This window comes from Pseudomonas yamanorum (assembly GCF_900105735.1).
In the GTDB taxonomy this organism is placed as follows: domain Bacteria; phylum Pseudomonadota; class Gammaproteobacteria; order Pseudomonadales; family Pseudomonadaceae; genus Aquipseudomonas; species Aquipseudomonas yamanorum.
Genome location: NZ_LT629793.1, coordinates 2,685,076 through 2,702,728 on the forward strand (window position 1 = coordinate 2,685,076; position 17,653 = coordinate 2,702,728).

Here is a 17,653-nt window from a genome sequence, read left to right on the forward strand (position 1 = left end):
TGGGCCGCTTAAACCGGACGGCAGATCCAGTGCAAATAACGCCCAAGTCCGGCAAAGCTTGGGTGACGACGATGTGCGAGCTCCATCTCCAACAAATCCAGCAACTCGGCGCGGGCCTGGAATTCCACCGGCATATAGTCGTGGAACACCCGCACGCCACTTTGGGTTTCGACCTGCCACAGGCCCTCTAGTTGCGTCGCCAACTCCCGTGGGTCCAGGGGTTGCTGCGGCGTGAGGCTCTGCTTTTCACCGGCCATGTCGTTCTTGCGCATTTTGCGGAAGTGGCCTTTGAGCAGGTTGCGGTAAATCAACGCATCGCGATTGTAGAAGGCCAGGGACAGCCAGCCACCGGGTGCGGTCAACTGGTGCAACACCGGCAGGATCGCGTGGGGTTCGGCCAGCCATTCCAGCACGGCGTGGCACAGCACCAGGTCGTAGGGTTCGGTGAGCTGGCCGAGCAGGTCTTGCCAGGGTGCCTGAATGAAGGTGGCGGTCTGCCCGGCTTCGGCGAAACGCTGGCGGGCGCCTTCGAGCATCGGCTCAGCGGGTTCCGCCAGGGTCACGTCGTGGCCGCGCTCGGCCAGCCACAGTGACATATGGCCCAGGCCGGCACCGATATCCAGTACCCGCAGCGGACGATCCGGCAGCGCTTCAATCAGGTCGGCCTGGAGCACCGCCAGGCGAATCGCGCCCTTGGCGCCGCCGTAGATCTTCTCGGCGAAACGGGTGGCAAGCTGGTCGAAATGACGGTCACTCATTTGGCAAACCGCCGTTCGCTGTCGGCCAGTTTGGCCTGTACCACCTGATCCATGTCCAACCCCAATTCGCTGCACAACAGCAGCAGGTACAGCACAACGTCGCCCACTTCCTGGCCGGCATGGGCGAGTTTGTCGACGGGCAACTGGCGCGACTGGTCTTCGCTCAGCCACTGGAATATCTCCACCAGCTCGGCCATTTCAACGCTGGCGGCCATCGCCAGGTTCTTGGGGCTGTGGAATTGCTTCCAGTCGTTGGTATCGCGGATGCGGTGCAGGCGTTCGGTGAGGTGGTCGAGATTCATGGGGGGCTCCTGAAGGTGTATAGCTTCGGGCGCAAGCCGCGCGAAGGCAAGTGAATCCCTGCGGCCCGTAAACCTCTATGCTAGAAGGGAACTAGCTTGGGCCAATAACGAACAAAGGCTCAGGTTCGGCAGCTACGCCCACCGTCTTATCAGGACACACACATGCAAACAGATTTTTTCGGATGGCTGGGTCTCAAGATCGGCCAGATCATCCACTTTATCGTCGAGTTGTTCAGCGGGCTGTTCAACACCCTGTCCCACGCGGGCGGCGACTTTGTCGACGGGCTGTCCAGATCCTTAGGGATGGACACCTCGATCATCAGCATCCTCATGCTGATTATCGGCTTGATGCTGCTGTACTCGGCGGTGCGCGCGTTTATGCGGGCTTCAATCATCATGGGGATTATCTGGTTGATGCTCGGGCTCTGGGTGCTCAGTTGGGTGGTGCATTAATAAAGGGCGAGCAAGGCAAATCCCTTTAATTTGAGGGACGTTTCCGAGACAATCTTTCAGCCTTGTGCCTGCCCGGACCGGTGGCTAGTCTTCGCTCCTTCACTGCCTATCAGTGATCGGGTTTAGTCGCCCGGAATTAGTGAGCGCAATTCGAAGATTCCCTGCTCTACACCGCCAGCCTGCTGAGCAGCGCCTCGGCGACTGCGCTTGATTGCAGCGAGCTGCTGGAGAGTCCACAGCGGGCGAAGATCCTGGCGGTTTGGCATCTGCTGGAAATTGCCAAGACCACCGTCGACCGCTCAATCGAATGCCTGCACCCGCGTAAAACTTAAGCCTTCATTGCCTGGGTGATCGCTATCGCAGGCAAGCCAGCTCCCACAGGGGAATGCATTCCAAGTGTGGGAGCCGGGCTTGCCCGCGATAGCGATCGCCCAGGCAACAGATGAGCGTGCAGCCAGTTACACTACCGCTCCCCAAAGGAGCCCGCATGACTTCCCTGCTAACCGACTGGCGCGACCGCCCCACCCACCGCCGCGTGTGGGCCCTCGCCGCGCCGATGATCCTGTCGAACATTTCCGTGCCGCTGGTAGCGCTGGTAGACAGCATGGTCATCGGCCACCTGCCCCACGCCCATCAACTCGGTGCCGTGGCCGTCGGGGCCAGCCTGTACACCTTCCTCGCCTGGGCCATGGGCTTCCTGCGTATGGGCTCCACCGGGTTTGCCGCCCAGGCCGCCGGGCGCGGTGATGGGGCCGCACTGCGGCAGATTCTGTTGCAAGGACTACTGCTGGCGCTGGGCCTGGCGATGTTGCTCGGCAGTATCGGCATTCCGTTAAGCGGCCTGGTGCTGGACTGGATGCAGCCCTCGCCCGAACTGAACCAACTGACCCGCGAATTCTTCCACACCCGCCTCTTCGGCCTGCCGGCCGCCCTGGCCAGCTACGCGCTGGTGGGTTGGTTCCTCGGCACTCAGAACGCCCGCGCACCGCTGGCGATTCTGCTGACCACCAACCTCGTCAACATCGCCCTCAACCTGTGGTTCGTGCTGGGCCTGGACTGGGGCGTGGTCGGCTCGGCCCGGGCCTCGGTGATCGCCGAATGGACCGGCGCCCTCCTTGGCCTGGCCCTCACCCAAAAAGCCCTGCGGGCCTACCCCGGCCATATCGCCTGGGCCGCGCTCAAACTATGGCAAAGCTGGCGCCCGCTGCTGGCGGTGAACCGCGATATCTTCATCCGCAGCCTGGCCCTGCAATCGGTGTTTTTCATGATTACCGTGCAAGGCGCTCGCTTGGGTGATGCCACGGTGGCGGCGAACGCGCTGCTGCTGAATGGTTTGTTGCTGACGGCTCATGCCCTGGACGGACTGGCCCATGCTGTGGAGGCGTTATGCGGCCACGCCATCGGCGCCCACGACCGCCACGCCTTGCGCCGCTCGCTGGTGGTGGCCTGTGGTTGGTCGCTGCTGGCCAGCGTCGGTTTCGCGATCCTGTTCGCCGTGTTCGGCCACCTGTTTATCGCCATGCAAACCGACATCCCGAGCGTGCGCGAAACCGCCGATATCTACTTGCCCTACCTCGCCGTGTTGCCGCTGATTGCGGTGTGGAGCTACCTGCTGGACGGCCTGTTCATCGGCGCCACCCGCGCCCGGGAAATGCGCAACGGCATGCTGCTGACGGTGGTGATTGTGCTGCCCTTCGCCTGGGCCTTGCAGGGCCTGGGCAATCACGGCCTGTGGATAACCTTCCTGCTGTTCATGGCCCTGCGCAGCCTGACGCTGTGGGCGATTGCCTGGCGCCTGAACAAACAGGACCGCTGGCTCACTGGCCCGGCGTGAACTTGATAAACGCCGTGACCCGGTCCAACACGGGCGCCAGCCAGCGCAGCGGCCGGGAGATCGAGGCCACCAATGTCGCGTGGCTGGTCTTGGTGAAGTAGAACGCCTCCACCGGCACGCCCGCCGCCCGCAGCTTGTTCGCCAACCCGCCGGTATTACGCGTGGGGTTGACCAGGTTGTCGTCCACCGAGGCAATCAACAGGCTCGGCGGCGCGTCATGGCTGACGTGGTTGATGGGTTGGGAATCGGGTGGCGAATCCGGGAAGAAGAACACCGGGCGCACCTCGCGGTTTTCAATCGGCAGGAAATCATACGGCCCGGCGAGGCCGATCCATCCCTTGAAGACTGACGGCGACAGGCCGACCCCGGCCAACCACTGTGGGTCCAGCGCCAGCATTGCCGCGTTGTACGCACCGGAACTGTGGCCCATCACATACAGCTTGCGGGGATCGCCACCGTAATCGGCACTGTGCTGATGCGCCCACGCAACTGCTTGGGCGCCGTCCTGCAAAAACAGTGGGTAGCGCACTTGTGGGTAAAGCCGGTAGTCGGCGATCACCACCACGATGCCGCGCGAAGCCAGGGCTTCGCCGACGAAACCGTAGTCATCCTTTGAGCCGCTGTTCCAGCTGCCGCCATAGAAAAACACCACGACGGGCGCGTCGGGCAAGGCGGTGACGGGGCGGTAGATATCGAGTTTCTGGCGGGGGTCGTCGCCGTAGGCGATGGAAGATGTTTTGGTGAAGGTGCTGGTGGGGGTGAGTGCGTTGAGCACTTTGATCGGGGAGCAGGCTGCGAGCAGCGTCGCGATGGCCAGGGTGAACACTTGCAGGAGTTTGCCCGACATCGTTCAGGCCCTATAAGGAGGGTACTGCCAAAACGCTGATCAAAGGTGGGAGCTGGCTTGCCTGCGATGGCGGTGGGTCAGCTAGCCCATTGGCTGCCTGATACTCCGTCATCGCGGGCAAGCCCGGCTCCCACATTAGAGCCGGGTCTACCTTGAAGTCGGTGTACTTACGAGGACAGGTACGACGAACGCGTCAAACCAAGACGCAACGCATCCAGGAACTGAGTCCGCTCCGCCGCCGTGATCTTCGCGCTGGCGCACTTGTCACGGTAGTGAGTCATCAACTCCTCCGGCGACAAATGCACGTAGCGCAGCATGTCTTCGATGGTGTCGTGGGTCTCGATCCCGGCGCTGTACACCGAACCGTCTTCGCGCTGGTAGATGTTCACCGAGTCGGTGTCACCGAACAGGTTGTGCATGTCGCCAAGGATTTCCTGGTAGGCACCCACCAGGAAGATCCCCAGCAGGTAGTCCTCACCTTCTTTCACGGCGTGCACCGGCAGGCTGGTCTCGATGCTTTGCTCGTCGACGTACTGCTTGATCTTGCCGTCGGAGTCGCAGGTCAGGTCCTGCAGCACCGCACGGCGCAGCGGCTCTTCGTCGAGGCGATGCAGCGGCAGGATCGGCAGCACCTGGCCGATGGCCCAGGTGTCCGGCAGGCTCTGGAATACCGAGAAATTGCAGATGTACTTGTCGGCCAGCTTGTCGTTGAGTTCGTCCAGCACCTGGCGGTGGGAACGCTGGCGGGCTTTCAACGAGTCGTGCAGGCGGCGGCAGACGGCGAAGTAGCACTGCTCGGCCAGGGCTTTTTCTGCCAGGGTGATCTTGCCGTCGGCGTACTGGGTGGCCACGTCGCTCATGTAGTGAGTGGCGCGCCAGTAGGTTTCGGTGACCATTTCAATGTCGGTCGGGCCCAGCAGGTCCACCAGCCATTGCACGGTTTCCGGCAGGCTTTCCTTGTTCTCGATCAGCGGCACGTCGTCGTTGTGTTTCTCGACGTCGGTGACTTGCACCACCAGCATGGCGTGGTGGGCGGTCAGGGAACGGCCGCTCTCGGAGAAAATGTGCGGATGCGGCAGGCTTTGCGCGTCGCAGAATTCCTTGAGCATGCCCACGACCACGCCGGCGTAGTCGTCCATGTCGTAGTTGATGGAGCTGGCATTACGCGAGTGGGTACCGTCATAGTCCACTCCCAGGCCGCCGCCCACGTCGATGTGGTCCACCGGCAGGCCGAGGTTGCGCAGTTCGCCGTAGTAACGAATGGCTTCCTTGAACCCGTGCTGGTAGTCGGCCAGGTTGGCGATCTGCGAACCCATGTGGAAGTGCAGCAGGCGGATGCCCTGGTCCAGGCCCGCCGCGCGGAAGCGCTCGACCACCGACAGCAGTTGCGCCGCCGACAGACCGAATTTGGATTTCTCGCCACCGGTGTCTGCCCACTTACTCGACGCCAGGGACGACAGGCGCACCCGCAGGCCCACCTGAGGCTTGACCTTGAGGTTGGCGGCTTCTTCGATCACCAGGCCGACTTCGGATTCTTTCTCGATCACGATGAATACGTTGTGGCCGAGCTTCTGGCCCATCAGCGCGAGGCGAATGAACTCACGGTCTTTGTAACCGTTGCAGACGATGGTGCCGCCTTTCGGGGCCAGGGCCAGCACGGCCAGCAGCTCAGGCTTGGAGCCGGCTTCCAGGCCAATGGACACGTCCTGGGTGGCGATGATGTTCTCGATCACCGCTTCCTGCTGGTTCACCTTGATCGGGTACAGCGCGGTGTATTGGCTCTGGTATTCCAGGCGCTCGATATTGGAGTCGAAGGCACCGGTCAGCTGGCGCACGCGGTCTTGCAGGATGTCGGGGAAGCGCACCAGCAACGGCAGGGACAGGCCGCTTTTGCGCAGCTCGTCTACTTGCTCGTACAGGTCGACAGGCGTGCTGTTCGGGCCGTTCGGACGGACTTCAACGCGACCGGCATCATTGATCGCGAAATACCCGGCCCCCCAATGGCGAATCCCGTAAACACTGCGGCTGTCCGCAACTGTCCATTGGCTGCCATCGTCTTTGCGTGTGCGTCGTACGGACATCGAAGTCCCCTATAAATGAAGTCGAAGTGCACCGGCCTGATCAGAGGCTGGCGCAGTCTAAAGAATGAAAATGACGATTTGCCTGTGAGAGGGGTAGACCCCACTTGCAGGACAGAGTTTAGACACCGGTCAGGAACAGGCTCTGTGAAAACCATGGAGACGACAGTTCGCGTTCAGCAAGCGGGTCATCGGGGTGGTTTTCACAGAAGCTGCTAACCGCCGGATTTCTTCGCCTTGTAACCCAGCTTGATCAGCTCGGCCAACAGCAACTCGACGTGGTCGCCCTGAATCTCGATGATGCCGTCTTTCAAGGCACCACCCGTGCCACAGCGCTTTTTCAGCATCGTGGCCAACTCCTTCAGGGCATCTTCGGCCAGGGGCACGCCGGTGATGGTGGTCACCGTCTTGCCGCCACGGCCCTTGCTCTCGCGACGGACGCGGGCAATACCATCGCCTTCGGGAATCAGGGTTGTTTTGCAGGTACACGCGTCCACGGGCTGGCGACAGTCCGGGCAGTGTCGACCTGCGTCGGTGGAAAATACCAGGCCACCAAGGGCGGCGAAGGATGCGGCTTTTTTGGCCACCGGCAATCCTCTTGGGAGGACAAAGACTGATCGATGGGATCATCGACCGCGAAGCCCCACTCAGGCAGGGGCAGCGCTACTGAACCGCGAGAGCGGTTCAGCCTGAAAAGTCGCGCAGTGTAACGGCAAAAAGGCCCCTTGCTAAGAGCCAAATGGCGCCAATTTATGCAACTTTAGCGACGCAGGGCCAAATAACGACGCAAGCCTTCCTGGGCATCCGGGCAATAGGGCTTTTGCTCGGCCTCCTCCAGCACCGTCGCCAGGGGCAGAAAGCGCGCCTCCATGACTTCTTCCGGCTGGATTCGCAGGGGCCCGTCCCATACAGCCGAGAACGAGGTGCACCAGAGCCGGCTGTCGCCGTCTTCGAAGTAGAAGTGATCGTGGGCGGTCAGTTCGACGCCGCTGACACCCAGTTCCTCTTCCAGCTCACGGGCCGCCGATTCGGCGTAGGACTCGTGGGCCGCCACCATTCCGCCCGCCGCCGTGTCCCAGAACCCCGGGTACATGGCTTTGCTCAGGGTGCGCCGGTGCACACACAGCTCACCGGCAGAGTTGAACAGGAAGATAAAGGTGCAGCGCCCGATTAGCCCGCGCTGGCGCAGGTCGGAGCGCACCAGGCTGCCGAGCAGGTTGTCCTGCTCGTCGACCCAGGCAATCAGTTCGGCGTCGGAGGCGGCGCGGTGCGCAGCCTCCCTGGTGGAAGCGTCCATCATCAACCCTGGTTCAGGAGCTGACGCAAGTCGATCACTGCAGCGTTGGCCCGGGAAATATAGTTGGCCATCACCAGCGAATGGTTGGCCAGGATGCCAAAACCACTGCCGTTGAGAATCATCGGGCTCCACACGGGTTCCTGCGAAGCTTCCAGCTCACGAATGATCTGGCGCACGCTGACGGTGGCGTTCTTCTTGGCCAGCACATCAGCGAAGTCTACTTCGATGGCGCGCAGCAGGTGGGACAGGGCCCAGGCCTGGCCGCGGGCTTCGTAGAACACGTTGTCGATCTGCATCCATGGGGTTTCCACCACTTCTTCATCGACCTGCGGCACTTCACCCGGCGCCAGCGCTTCGGTTTTCAGCGCGGTGTTGAGCTTGACCCGACCCACACTGGCCGACAGCCGTTGCGACAGCGAACCCAAACGGGTCGCCACATCACCCAGCCAGTTGTTCAGGTTGTCGGCACGGGCATAGAACAGCGCGCCGCGCTGATTCGGGTCAGACAAACGCGCTTCGTAGCGGCTCAGGGAATTGATGCCTTCCTGGTATTCCGACTCGCTGGACGGCAGCACCCAGCTCTTGTTGTCGAAGTTGAAGCGCGGCTCGGCCTTGGCCAGGTCCGCGTCTTCCGCCGACTGCGACTGGGAACGGGCGAAGTCTTTGCGCAAGGCACGGGTCAAGTCACGTACCTGCACCAGCACGCCGTATTCCCAGCTCGGCATGTTGTCCATCCACAGGCCCGGTGGGAAACGGTCGTTGGAAATGTAGCCACCCGGCTTGTTCAGCAGGGTGCCTACCACGGTCTTGAGGGTTTCGACGGTGGTAAAGCCCACCACCATCTGCTTGCCATCCTTCTCGGCGGCAATTTGCGCATTCTGCTGGACCGGGAACAACGCAGGCTCTTCGCTCCAGTACCAACCCAGGGCACCGGTGACCAACAGGTACAACGCAACCAGCGAGAGCAACGCGCGGCTCATCAGCAGGTTACGGAAATAGCTGCGGGGGGCCGACTTGGTTTCAGGGGCCGGGCCCTTTGCACTGCCTGCGCGGTTTTTCCAGTCCAGCATGGCGATATCCTTTCAATCACTTGAGTTCAATAGCTACGACCACAACCCTGCCCCATCGTGCCGAGCAGTGCGGCGCTTTTAGCCAGGGTGGCGCGAGTACGCGGTTCGACTATAAAGGATGCACGCTGTTTACGCCCGCGCGACTGCATGGTCGATAAATGAATCTCTGCGACCTTGCAGTTAATTGACGTATGACACTCGTGCAACGGAAAAGAGGTGCTAGCATAGAGCCATCAGTTCGACCTCAGCATGCAGCCTAACTAGTAGTCAGGATATGACCGAGCCAGAAGACCCCAGCCGTGAGCGTCTCAAGCACCATTTTGCCCAGCGGGTAATTCATCAGGCACGTCAAATTCTTGAGATCTGGCAGCGCCTGCAACGCAGCGAATGGTCGACCGCCGACTTGACCGAACTCGGCGAGGCCAACCTGCGCCTGCTGCGTTTTGCCGAACGCTTCGAGCAGCCGGAGCACGGCCAACTGGCGCACCAGATCAACGCTTCACTCAAGGCGGTGGACGACAACCGCGGCCGCCTGAGCAGCCACCTGATCACCGAACTCAATCGCCTGATGCAGCGCCTGTCCCGTACCGGCCTGCGCCAGGGCGACCACTTGGAACAAACCCTCCTGCCGCCGATGCGCAAGCCGATCTACGTGATGCTGGCCGACCACGACCGCGCCGAGCGCCTGGCCAAGCAGTTGGAGTTTTTCGGCTTGAGTGCCCAGTCCCTCGACAGCGTGGCAGCATTTCGCTCATCGATGGCCGAGCGATTGCCGGCAGCCATCGTCATGGATGTGGATTTCTGCGGCACCGGCCTGGGCTTGAAACTCGCCGCCGAAGCCCAGGAAGGCCTGGAGCAAAAACTGCCGCTGCTGTTTTTCAGCCTGCACGAAACCGACACCCCCACCCGCCTGGCCGCCGTGCGCGCCGGCGGCCAGGAGTTCCTCACCGGAACCCTGGAGGCGTCGAGCCTGCTGGAAAAAATCGAAGTACTGACCTGCGTCGCCCAGTACGAACCTTATAAAGTGCTGATTATCGACGACTCGCGGGCCCAGGCGATGCACACCGAGCGCCTGCTCAACAGCGCCGGCATCGTCACCCGCACGCTGATCGAACCGATCCAGGCCATGGCCGAGCTGGCGGATTTCCAGCCCGACCTGATCATCCTCGACATGTATATGCCGGCCTGCACCGGTACCGAACTGGCCAAGGTGATCCGCCACAACGACCGCTACGTCAGCGTGCCGATCATCTACCTCTCGGCCGAAGACGACCTGGACAAGCAACTGGACGCCATGAGCGAAGGCGGCGACGACTTCCTCACCAAGCCGATCAAGCCGCGGCACCTGATTACCACCGTACGCAACCGTGCGGCGCGGGCGCGCAACCTCAAGGCGCGGATGGTGCGCGACAGCCTCACCGGGCTGTACAACCATACGCACATCCTGCAATTGCTCGAAGACTGCAGCTTCCGCGCACGCCGCGAGAGCAAGCCACTGAGCTTTGCGATGCTCGACATCGACCACTTCAAGCGGGTCAACGACAGCCACGGCCACCCCATGGGCGACCGGGTGATCAAAAGCCTCGCGCTGTTTCTCAAGCAGCGCCTGCGCAAGACCGACTATATAGGCCGTTACGGCGGTGAAGAATTTGCCATCGTGATGCCCGACACCGATCTCGACGCCGCCTGCAAAGTGCTCGACGAAATCCGTGGGCGCTTTGCCGAGATTCACTACCCCGCCCAGCCCCAGGATTTGTGGTGCACCTTCAGCGCCGGCGTGGTGGAACTGTGTGATGGCTCCGACAGCCTGATGATGGCGGCCCAGGCCGACGAGGCGCTGTACCGCGCCAAGGATGCGGGGCGTAACCGGGTGATGTCGGCGCGCGCATCAAAGCAAAGTGCCACCTTTTCACCGGAATCCACCGAATCCGTCATAACTCTGTAATAGAAACGCAATAACTTCAGGCACTTACTTCTGCTGTCGGTTGAAACCACGCATGCGCCTGAAGCTGCTGACGAATCTGAACACCCTCCTTCTGGTCGCCGTTTGCCTGGCTCTGGGCGCGACGCTCTGGTGGTCGCAACGCGCCCTGGAGCGGCCCTATCTGTTGATGGAGCGCTACCTCGGCCTGTCGCAGACCTTTCAAAACCAGGCCGCGCGCAATATCGACGATTACCTGGCCAGCGGCGACGCCCTGCGCCTGAGCAGCGCCAGCCAGAGCCTGGAAAACCTGTTGCAGCATCTGGATGAGTTACCCGCAGACCTGGCGCAAAACCTGCGCCCCAGCCTGGAAGACCTGGATAACTTCAGCAAGACCGACCTGCTGGCCGCCGGCAAGCTGGCGGGCGACCCGCAGGCCTTGCTGCTGCAAGCCGAACGCGAGCTCGGCGCCAATCTGGAGCAAATGAATCAGTACGCCAGCGGTGTCACCTCCCCCGACGCGGCGCGTTATCTGCCGCCGTTGCTCGCGGCGTCCCAGCACCTGGCCAAACTCTCCCTGGCCCGAGACAAGCTGGTAAGCAGCGGGCGCAGCGAACTGGCTGACGATGTGGAGCGCGAAGTCAGCAATATCCGCAGCCAGGCTGACCTGCTGGGGCAACTGCCATTACTGGGGGTGACCGCCAGCAGCGAGTCCAGTACCGACGATTTCTCGGCCATGATGGGCCTGGAAAACACTGAAAAAGCCGTGGCCCAAGACACCGGCGTCGACCTCAAGCGCGAACTCAACAGCCTGCTGACTCGCTACCCCGCCGAGCTGAAACGCACCCGCGAACAAATCCAGCAACGCACCGAACTGGCCAGTAGCACCCACCTGAAAATCAACGCGGTGCAGCAAGCCATTGCCGGGCTGGGGCCGGTGGTGCGGGCCCAGCATGCGCAGATCCAGGGTGAAGTGCGGCTGATGCAAGGCGTCATGATCGGCCTGATTTTGCTGATCGCGCTGTTGATCGACACCTTGCAGCGACGCCTGGCGCGGGTGCTGACCAACCTGGCGCCCGCCTTGTCCACCTGGGCCGAAGGCGACTTCAGCCAACACATTGCCTTGGGCAAGACCAACCGCGAACTGCACGATATCGAAGAGTCCCTGAATCGCCTGCGTGCTTATCTGGTGGACTTGGTGGGCACCATCCGCGGCAACGCCGAGCAAGTGGCCGGCAGCAGCAGCGCCCTGGCCGAATTGAGCAGCGGCATGCACGACGGTGCCGAGCGCCAGGCCGGTGACACCGCGCAGATTCGCGATTCCCTGGGCGAACTGGAAGCCACGATCCAGCAGGTTGCCGGCGACGCCAGCCAGGCCGCCCAGGCCAGCCGCAGTGCAGGCCAAGCCGTGGAACAGGGCCAACGGGTGATCGGCCTGAGCCTGACCGGGTTGCACGCCTTGGTCGGCGAAGTGCAGATAAATGCGCAGATGATCGAGAAACTCGCCGAGGAATCCGCAACCATCGGCGGCGTACTCACGGTGATTCGCTCAATTGCCGACCAGACCAACTTGCTGGCGCTGAACGCCGCCATCGAAGCCGCCCGGGCCGGTGAGGCCGGGCGCGGGTTCGCCGTGGTAGCCGATGAAGTGCGCTCCCTGGCCCAACGCACCGCCGGCGCCACCGCCGAAATCCAGCACCTGATCGCCGGCCTGCAAACCGCCGCCCGGCAGTCGGTGGAGGGCATGCGCGCCCAGGTCGAACACGCCGAAGCCACCGCCGAGCAGGCCCAGGCGGCTGATGGTGCACTGGATGAAATCGTCGGGGCAATCCAGACCATCTCCGACACTGCGGTGCGGATTGCCGATGTCACCGCCCAGCAGAGTGGTGCCGTGAGCGAAATCCGCGATAACAGTGAGCGGATTCACCAGCTGGGTGAGGACAACTTGCTGCGAATTGGCCAGGGACGCCGCCAGGGAGAGCACTTGTTGGTACTTGGCGGGCAACTCAATACCGCCGTGCAGGCATTCCGCGTCTAACCGGCTCTCCTGTCTTGTGAAGATCAAAATGTGGGAGCGGGCTTGCTCGCGAAGGCGGCGCACCCGTCAACGCATGTGGCGGCTGAACCACCGCCTTCGCGAGCAAGCCCGCTCCCACACTGACCGGATTCAGCCTTGCGGTCACATATTTTGCGCAATCCTCGCTAATCGTGCTGCCTACTGCATAGAACTGGACAGTCACAAAGCCTTTGCGGCATAGTCGCCGGGTTCTACCGTGCCCACATCAATAACAAGGAACAGCCGATGGCGACCTTACTGGTTCTTCACGGACCCAACCTGAACCTGCTCGGCACCCGCGAACCGGGCGTCTACGGGTCAGTGACCCTCGAACAGATCAACCTCGATCTGGAACGACGGGCACGTGATGCCGGCCACCATCTGCTCTACCTGCAAAGCAATGCCGAGTACGAACTGATTGATCGCATCCATGCCGCGCGCAGCGAAGGCGTGGACTTTATCCTGATCAATCCCGCCGCTTTTACGCACACAAGCGTTGCATTACGTGACGCGCTGCTGGCGGTGAGCATCCCATTCATCGAAGTGCATTTATCGAATGTGCACAAACGCGAACCTTTCCGCCATCACTCTTACTTCTCCGACGTTGCGGTAGGAGTGATCTGCGGCCTTGGCGCCAGCGGTTACCGACTGGCCCTGGAGGCCGCCCTGGAACAGCTTGAAGACACGGCCAAGCGCCCCTGACCGACCCTTTGGGAGTTGATGATTCATGGATATCCGTAAAGTTAAGAAACTGATCGAACTGCTGGAAGAATCCGGTATCGACGAGCTGGAGATCAAGGAAGGCGAAGAATCCGTACGGATCAGCCGTCACAGCAAGACCCCGGCCCAACAGTTCTACGCACCTCAGATGCAAGCGCCGGCTCCGGCCGCTGCGCCAGTGGCTGCTGCTCCGGTTGCGGCTGCTGCCGAAGCCCCGGCTGCTCCAAAACTGAACGGTTTCGTGGTCAAGTCGCCAATGGTCGGTACGTTCTACCGCACCCCGGCACCGACCTCGCCAGCCTTCGTTGAAGTCGGCGCAACCGTGAAAGTGGGCGACACCATCTGCATCGTTGAAGCGATGAAGATGATGAACCACATCACGGCTGAAAAAGCCGGCGTTATCGAATCCATCCTGGTAGAAAACGGTCAGCCGGTTGAGTACGACCAGCCGCTGTTCACCATCGTTTGAACCGCGGAGCGCCTTCGATGTTGAAACCTGCGAAGAAACTGCAAAAAGTCCTGATCGCCAACCGCGGCGAGATCGCGCTGCGTATCCTGCGCGCCTGTAAGGAAGAGGGCATCAAGACCGTCGCTGTTTACTCGACGGCCGATACCGAATTGATGCACGTGAAACTGGCGGACGAAAGCATCTGCATCGGCCCGCCACTGGCCACGAACTCGTACCTGAAAGTCTCGAACATCATTGCCGCCGCTGAAGTGACCGGTGCCGATGGTATTCACCCGGGCTACGGCTTCCTCGCGGAAAACGCCGATTTCGCCGAACAGGTAGAGAAATCCGGGTTTGCCTTCATCGGCCCGAAAGCTGAAACCATTCGCCTGATGGGCGACAAGGTATCAGCCAAGGACGCCATGATCGCGGCCGGCGTGCCAACCGTTCCAGGTTCCGACGGCCCGCTGCCTGAAGACGAGGCAACCGCCCTGCGCATTGGTCGCGAAGTCGGTTACCCGGTGATCATCAAGGCCGCCGGCGGCGGTGGTGGTCGCGGCATGCGCGTGGTGCACAAGGAAGAAGACCTGATCGAAGCCGCCAAGCAGACCCGCTCCGAAGCGGGCGCCTGGTTCGGCAACCCGATGGTCTACCTGGAAAAGTACCTGACCAACCCACGTCACGTGGAAGTGCAGGTACTGTCCGACGGCCAGGGCCACGCCATCCACTTGGGCGACCGCGATTGCTCGCTGCAACGTCGTCACCAGAAGGTACTGGAAGAAGCGCCAGCACCGGGCCTGGATGAAACCGCTCGCCAGGAAGTACTGGCTCGCTGCGTCAAGGCGTGCATCGACATCAACTACCGTGGCGCGGGCACTTTCGAGTTCCTGTACGAGAACGGCCGTTTCTACTTCATCGAGATGAACACTCGTGTGCAGGTAGAGCATCCGGTTTCGGAAATGGTCACCGGTATCGACATCGTCAAGGAGATGCTGAGCATCGCCGCTGGCAACAAGCTGTCGTTTACCCAGGATGATGTGAAGATCCACGGCCACTCCCTGGAGTGCCGGATCAACGCCGAAGACCCGAAAACCTTTATCCCAAGCCCTGGCCTGGTCAAGCATTTCCACGCGCCCGGCGGCAACGGCGTACGCGTGGATTCGCACCTGTACAGCGGCTACAAGGTTCCGTCCAACTACGACTCGCTGATCGGCAAGCTGATCACCTGGGGCGCCACCCGCGACGAGGCCATGGCCCGTATGCGTAATGCCCTGGACGAAATCGTGGTAGACGGCATCAAGACCAACATCCCGTTGCATCGGGATCTGGTTCGCGATGAAGGCTTCTGCGAAGGTGGTGTGAACATTCACTACCTGGAACACAAGCTGGCTAATCAGTAAGCGAAGTGATCCACCCAACAAAGCCGCCTTCGGGCGGCTTTGTTGTTTGTGCCCACCCGTCTTTCCTGGATGGATACATTCCCCTTGTGGGAGCGGGCTTGCTCGCGAATGCGGTATGCCAGTCAACACATCCATGACTGAAACACCGCATTCGCGAGCAAGCCCGCTCCCACATTTTTGTTCTGTGTACACCAGCAGTACAGTCGTCTTCTGCTGTTCGCTCGCGTAAACTTGCGCGTCTTTCGCAGCCCTACCCCGCTGCACACTCATTTTTTCAAAGGTGCCCGCCATGCCTTGGCTGCAAGTCCGTCTCGCCATCAGCCCAGAACAAGCCGAAACCTACGAAGACGCGTTCCTCGAAGTGGGCGCCGTGTCGGTGACCTTCATGGACGCCGAAGACCAGCCGATCTTCGAGCCTGAGCTCAACACCACCCCGCTGTGGTCCCACACCCATCTGCTGGCCCTGTTCGAAGACGGCACCGATGCCGCCAGCGTACTGGCCCATATGGAACTGCTCACCGGCGGCCCACTGCCGGAACACCACAGCGAAATCATCGAAGACCAGGACTGGGAACGCAGCTGGATGGACAACTTCCAGCCGATGCGTTTTGGCCAGCGCCTGTGGATCGTGCCGAGCTGGCACGCCGCCCCCGAGCCTGACGCCGTCAACCTGCTGCTGGACCCGGGCCTGGCCTTCGGCACCGGCACTCACCCGACCACCGCCCTGTGCCTGGAATGGCTTGACGGCCAGGACCTGAAAGACTGCAACGTGCTGGACTTCGGCTGCGGTTCAGGGATCCTGGCCATCGCCGCCCTGCTGCTGGGCGCCAAGGAAGCCGTCGGTACCGATATCGACGTGCAAGCCCTGGAAGCCTCCCGCGATAACGCCGGGCGCAATAACATCGCTGAAGAGAAATTCCCGCTGTACCTGCCGGAGCAATTGCCCCAGGTGCAAGCCGACGTACTGGTGGCCAACATCCTCGCCGGGCCGCTGGTCGCCCTGGCACCGCAGCTGTCGAGCCTGGTCAAGCCGGGCGGCCGCCTGGCGCTGTCGGGCATCCTCGCCGAACAAGGCGAAGACGTTGCCGCCGCCTACGCCCAGGATTTCGAGCTGGATCCGATCGCCAACCGCGATGGCTGGGTACGCATCAGTGGTCGTCGGCGCTAGAATGAGCGCCTGCATGAATCGGATGGCCGCATGACCGACAGTTTCGTCACCCAGTGCCCACATTGCCAAGCACGCTTTCGCGTCAACCACGCTCAATTGAGCGTGGCCCGTGGCGTGGTGCGCTGTGGCTCATGCCTGCAAGTGTTCAATGCCGCTCGCCAACTGCTGGAGCAGCGCGCCAGTGCGCCCGTGCCCCAGGCACCAACAGCGGTAGAGCCACCACCAGCAGCAGAACCGCCACCCGAAGCACCGCGGGCCATCAGCCAGAAGCAATGGAACGCCGAAGAGCTTGACCTGGATAACCTGGACCTCGACGAAGAACTGGCCAAGCTGGAACGTCGCGAGATTCAACACACCCAGCCTGTGGGTGCAGACCGTCGCCAACCCGGCACCGACCGTCGGCAAAAGGAAGACGCCCTCAGCGCCAGCCGCGATACGGCCAAGGCCGAGGAAGAGCAATGGGCCGCCAGCCTGTTCAGTGAGCCACGGGATGAACGGGCGCAAGCCCCGCAACCGGCCGATGATGAACCGCAACCGGCAAAGGCAAGCCCCGGCAAACCCAAGCGCACCGAACCGTCGATGTCGTTTGAAGCGGTCGAGCCCGACGACGAACCAGTGCTGCACGCGAACACCACCGATGACGAACTCGATCCACCGGTAACCGCCGTAGCAGAAGAGCCGGAAGCCGAACAACCCGAACGCCCGCAGCCCAAACGCAAGCGCCCTCGCCCCGAGGCCAGCGCCCATGACGACCTGCTTTCGGATCTGGAAGACGATCCGCTGCACCTCTACTCCCAGAAGCGCGCCTCCGGCTGGGGTCGCCGCCTGTTCTGGGGCTTGCTGGTGTTGCTGGCCGCCGCCGGCCTGGCGGGACAATACGTCGCCTACCAATTCGACGACCTGGCACGCCAGGACGCCTACCGCCCGTGGTTTCAAGAACTGTGCCCGAAACTGGGCTGCACCGTGCCCTCACGGGTCGATATCGCCCACATCAAGAGCAGCAATCTGGTCGTGCGCAGCCACCCGGAGTTCGCGGGCGCCCTGGTGGTGGACGCAATCATCTATAACCGCGCGACATTCTCCCAACCGTTCCCGCTGTTGGAGCTACGCTTTGCCGACATGAACGGGAATATGATCGCCAGTCGTCGCTTCAAACCCGCCGAATACCTCAGCGGCGAGTTGGCCGGCGTGACCGAGATGCCCTCCCAGACGCCGATCCACATTGCCCTGGATATCCTCGACCCGGGCAACAAAGCGGTGAATTACAGCCTGAGCTTCCACTCTCCCGAGTGATCCGGCAC

General features: G+C 61.9%; 15 protein-coding genes and 2 pseudogenes. 10 read left to right on the plus strand and 7 right to left on the minus strand.

The features are described from left to right. Window positions 1-8: 8 nt before the first annotated feature. Both BLU46_RS12890 and BLU46_RS12895 read right to left on the minus strand, forming a co-directional pair. Window positions 9-758, minus strand: a complete 750-nt coding sequence (locus BLU46_RS12890) for a methyltransferase domain-containing protein (RefSeq protein WP_003212930.1) — start codon at window positions 756-758, stop codon at window positions 9-11. Beyond that, window positions 755-1,060, minus strand: a complete 306-nt coding sequence (locus tag BLU46_RS12895; protein ID WP_093202201.1) for a MazG-like family protein — start codon at window positions 1,058-1,060, stop codon at window positions 755-757. The genes BLU46_RS12890 and BLU46_RS12895 overlap by 4 nt, the downstream gene beginning before the upstream one ends. A 162-nt stretch (window positions 1,061-1,222) precedes the next feature. Here BLU46_RS12895 and BLU46_RS12900 point away from each other — a divergent pair, with 162 nt between their 5' ends. From BLU46_RS12900 to BLU46_RS12910, 3 genes and pseudogenes are all read left to right on the plus strand, one after another. Next, window positions 1,223-1,513 (plus strand): hypothetical protein, encoded by a 291-nt coding sequence (locus BLU46_RS12900; protein ID WP_003212934.1) that lies wholly within the window; start codon window positions 1,223-1,225, stop codon window positions 1,511-1,513. Window positions 1,514-1,662: 149 nt separating this feature from the next. Then, window positions 1,663-1,845, plus strand: a pseudogene (locus BLU46_RS33205) (DUF6124 family protein); the annotation flags it as partial. 155 nt (window positions 1,846-2,000) lie between these two features. Next, window positions 2,001-3,347, plus strand: coding sequence for an MATE family efflux transporter (locus tag BLU46_RS12910; protein ID WP_093202204.1), 1,347 nt, complete (start codon window positions 2,001-2,003; stop codon window positions 3,345-3,347). On the opposite strand, the gene BLU46_RS12915 is transcribed toward BLU46_RS12910, so the two are convergent. The 5 genes from BLU46_RS12915 to BLU46_RS12935 all read right to left on the minus strand — a co-directional run bounded on the left by BLU46_RS12915 (window position 3,331) and on the right by BLU46_RS12935 (window position 8,639). Next, window positions 3,331-4,194 carry an alpha/beta hydrolase gene (locus tag BLU46_RS12915; RefSeq protein WP_093202207.1) on the minus strand — a complete coding sequence of 288 codons (864 nt, stop codon included), beginning with the start codon at window positions 4,192-4,194 and terminating at the stop codon, window positions 3,331-3,333. The genes BLU46_RS12910 and BLU46_RS12915 overlap by 17 nt on opposite strands. Window positions 4,195-4,361: 167 nt before the next feature. Beyond that, window positions 4,362-6,275, minus strand: coding sequence for an arginine decarboxylase (gene speA, locus BLU46_RS12920; RefSeq protein ID WP_017478431.1), 1,914 nt, complete (start codon window positions 6,273-6,275; stop codon window positions 4,362-4,364). Between the two features lie 212 nt (window positions 6,276-6,487). Beyond that, complete coding sequence (locus BLU46_RS12925) at window positions 6,488-6,859, minus strand: translation initiation factor Sui1 (protein ID WP_063033320.1); 372 nt, start codon at window positions 6,857-6,859, stop codon at window positions 6,488-6,490. A gap of 173 nt (window positions 6,860-7,032) precedes the next feature. Beyond that, window positions 7,033-7,569, minus strand: coding sequence for an NUDIX hydrolase (locus tag BLU46_RS12930; RefSeq protein WP_063034071.1), 537 nt, complete (start codon window positions 7,567-7,569; stop codon window positions 7,033-7,035). Between the two features lie 2 nt (window positions 7,570-7,571). After that, window positions 7,572-8,639: a DUF2333 family protein gene (locus BLU46_RS12935; RefSeq protein WP_063033321.1), complete on the minus strand. Its 1,068-nt coding sequence runs from the start codon at window positions 8,637-8,639 to the stop codon at window positions 7,572-7,574. Window positions 8,640-8,913: 274 nt separating this feature from the next. Here BLU46_RS12935 and BLU46_RS12940 point away from each other — a divergent pair, with 274 nt between their 5' ends. The 7 genes and pseudogenes from BLU46_RS12940 (at window position 8,914) to BLU46_RS12970 (ending at window position 17,645) form a co-directional block, all read left to right on the plus strand. Then, the gene (locus tag BLU46_RS12940) at window positions 8,914-10,584 is read left to right on the plus strand and encodes a response regulator (RefSeq protein WP_063033322.1); all 1,671 of its coding nucleotides are present in this window, start codon (window positions 8,914-8,916) and stop codon (window positions 10,582-10,584) included. Between the two features lie 1,519 nt (window positions 10,585-12,103). Beyond that, window positions 12,104-12,598: pseudogene (locus BLU46_RS33525) on the plus strand (methyl-accepting chemotaxis protein); the annotation flags it as partial. A gap of 264 nt (window positions 12,599-12,862) precedes the next feature. Next, the gene (aroQ, locus tag BLU46_RS12950; protein WP_017478426.1) at window positions 12,863-13,318 is read left to right on the plus strand and encodes a type II 3-dehydroquinate dehydratase; all 456 of its coding nucleotides are present in this window, start codon (window positions 12,863-12,865) and stop codon (window positions 13,316-13,318) included. Between the two features lie 25 nt (window positions 13,319-13,343). Continuing rightward, complete coding sequence (accB, locus tag BLU46_RS12955; protein ID WP_003217309.1) at window positions 13,344-13,805, plus strand: acetyl-CoA carboxylase biotin carboxyl carrier protein; 462 nt, start codon at window positions 13,344-13,346, stop codon at window positions 13,803-13,805. A gap of 17 nt (window positions 13,806-13,822) precedes the next feature. Then, on the plus strand, window positions 13,823-15,184 hold the full coding sequence (gene accC / locus BLU46_RS12960) for an acetyl-CoA carboxylase biotin carboxylase subunit (protein ID WP_010174033.1): 1,362 nt from the start codon (window positions 13,823-13,825) through the stop codon (window positions 15,182-15,184). Window positions 15,185-15,473: 289 nt separating this feature from the next. Beyond that, complete coding sequence (gene prmA, locus BLU46_RS12965) at window positions 15,474-16,352, plus strand: 50S ribosomal protein L11 methyltransferase (RefSeq protein WP_017478425.1); 879 nt, start codon at window positions 15,474-15,476, stop codon at window positions 16,350-16,352. 30 nt (window positions 16,353-16,382) lie between these two features. After that, complete coding sequence (locus tag BLU46_RS12970) at window positions 16,383-17,645, plus strand: DUF3426 domain-containing protein (RefSeq protein WP_093202213.1); 1,263 nt, start codon at window positions 16,383-16,385, stop codon at window positions 17,643-17,645. Window positions 17,646-17,653 lie beyond the last annotated feature (8 nt).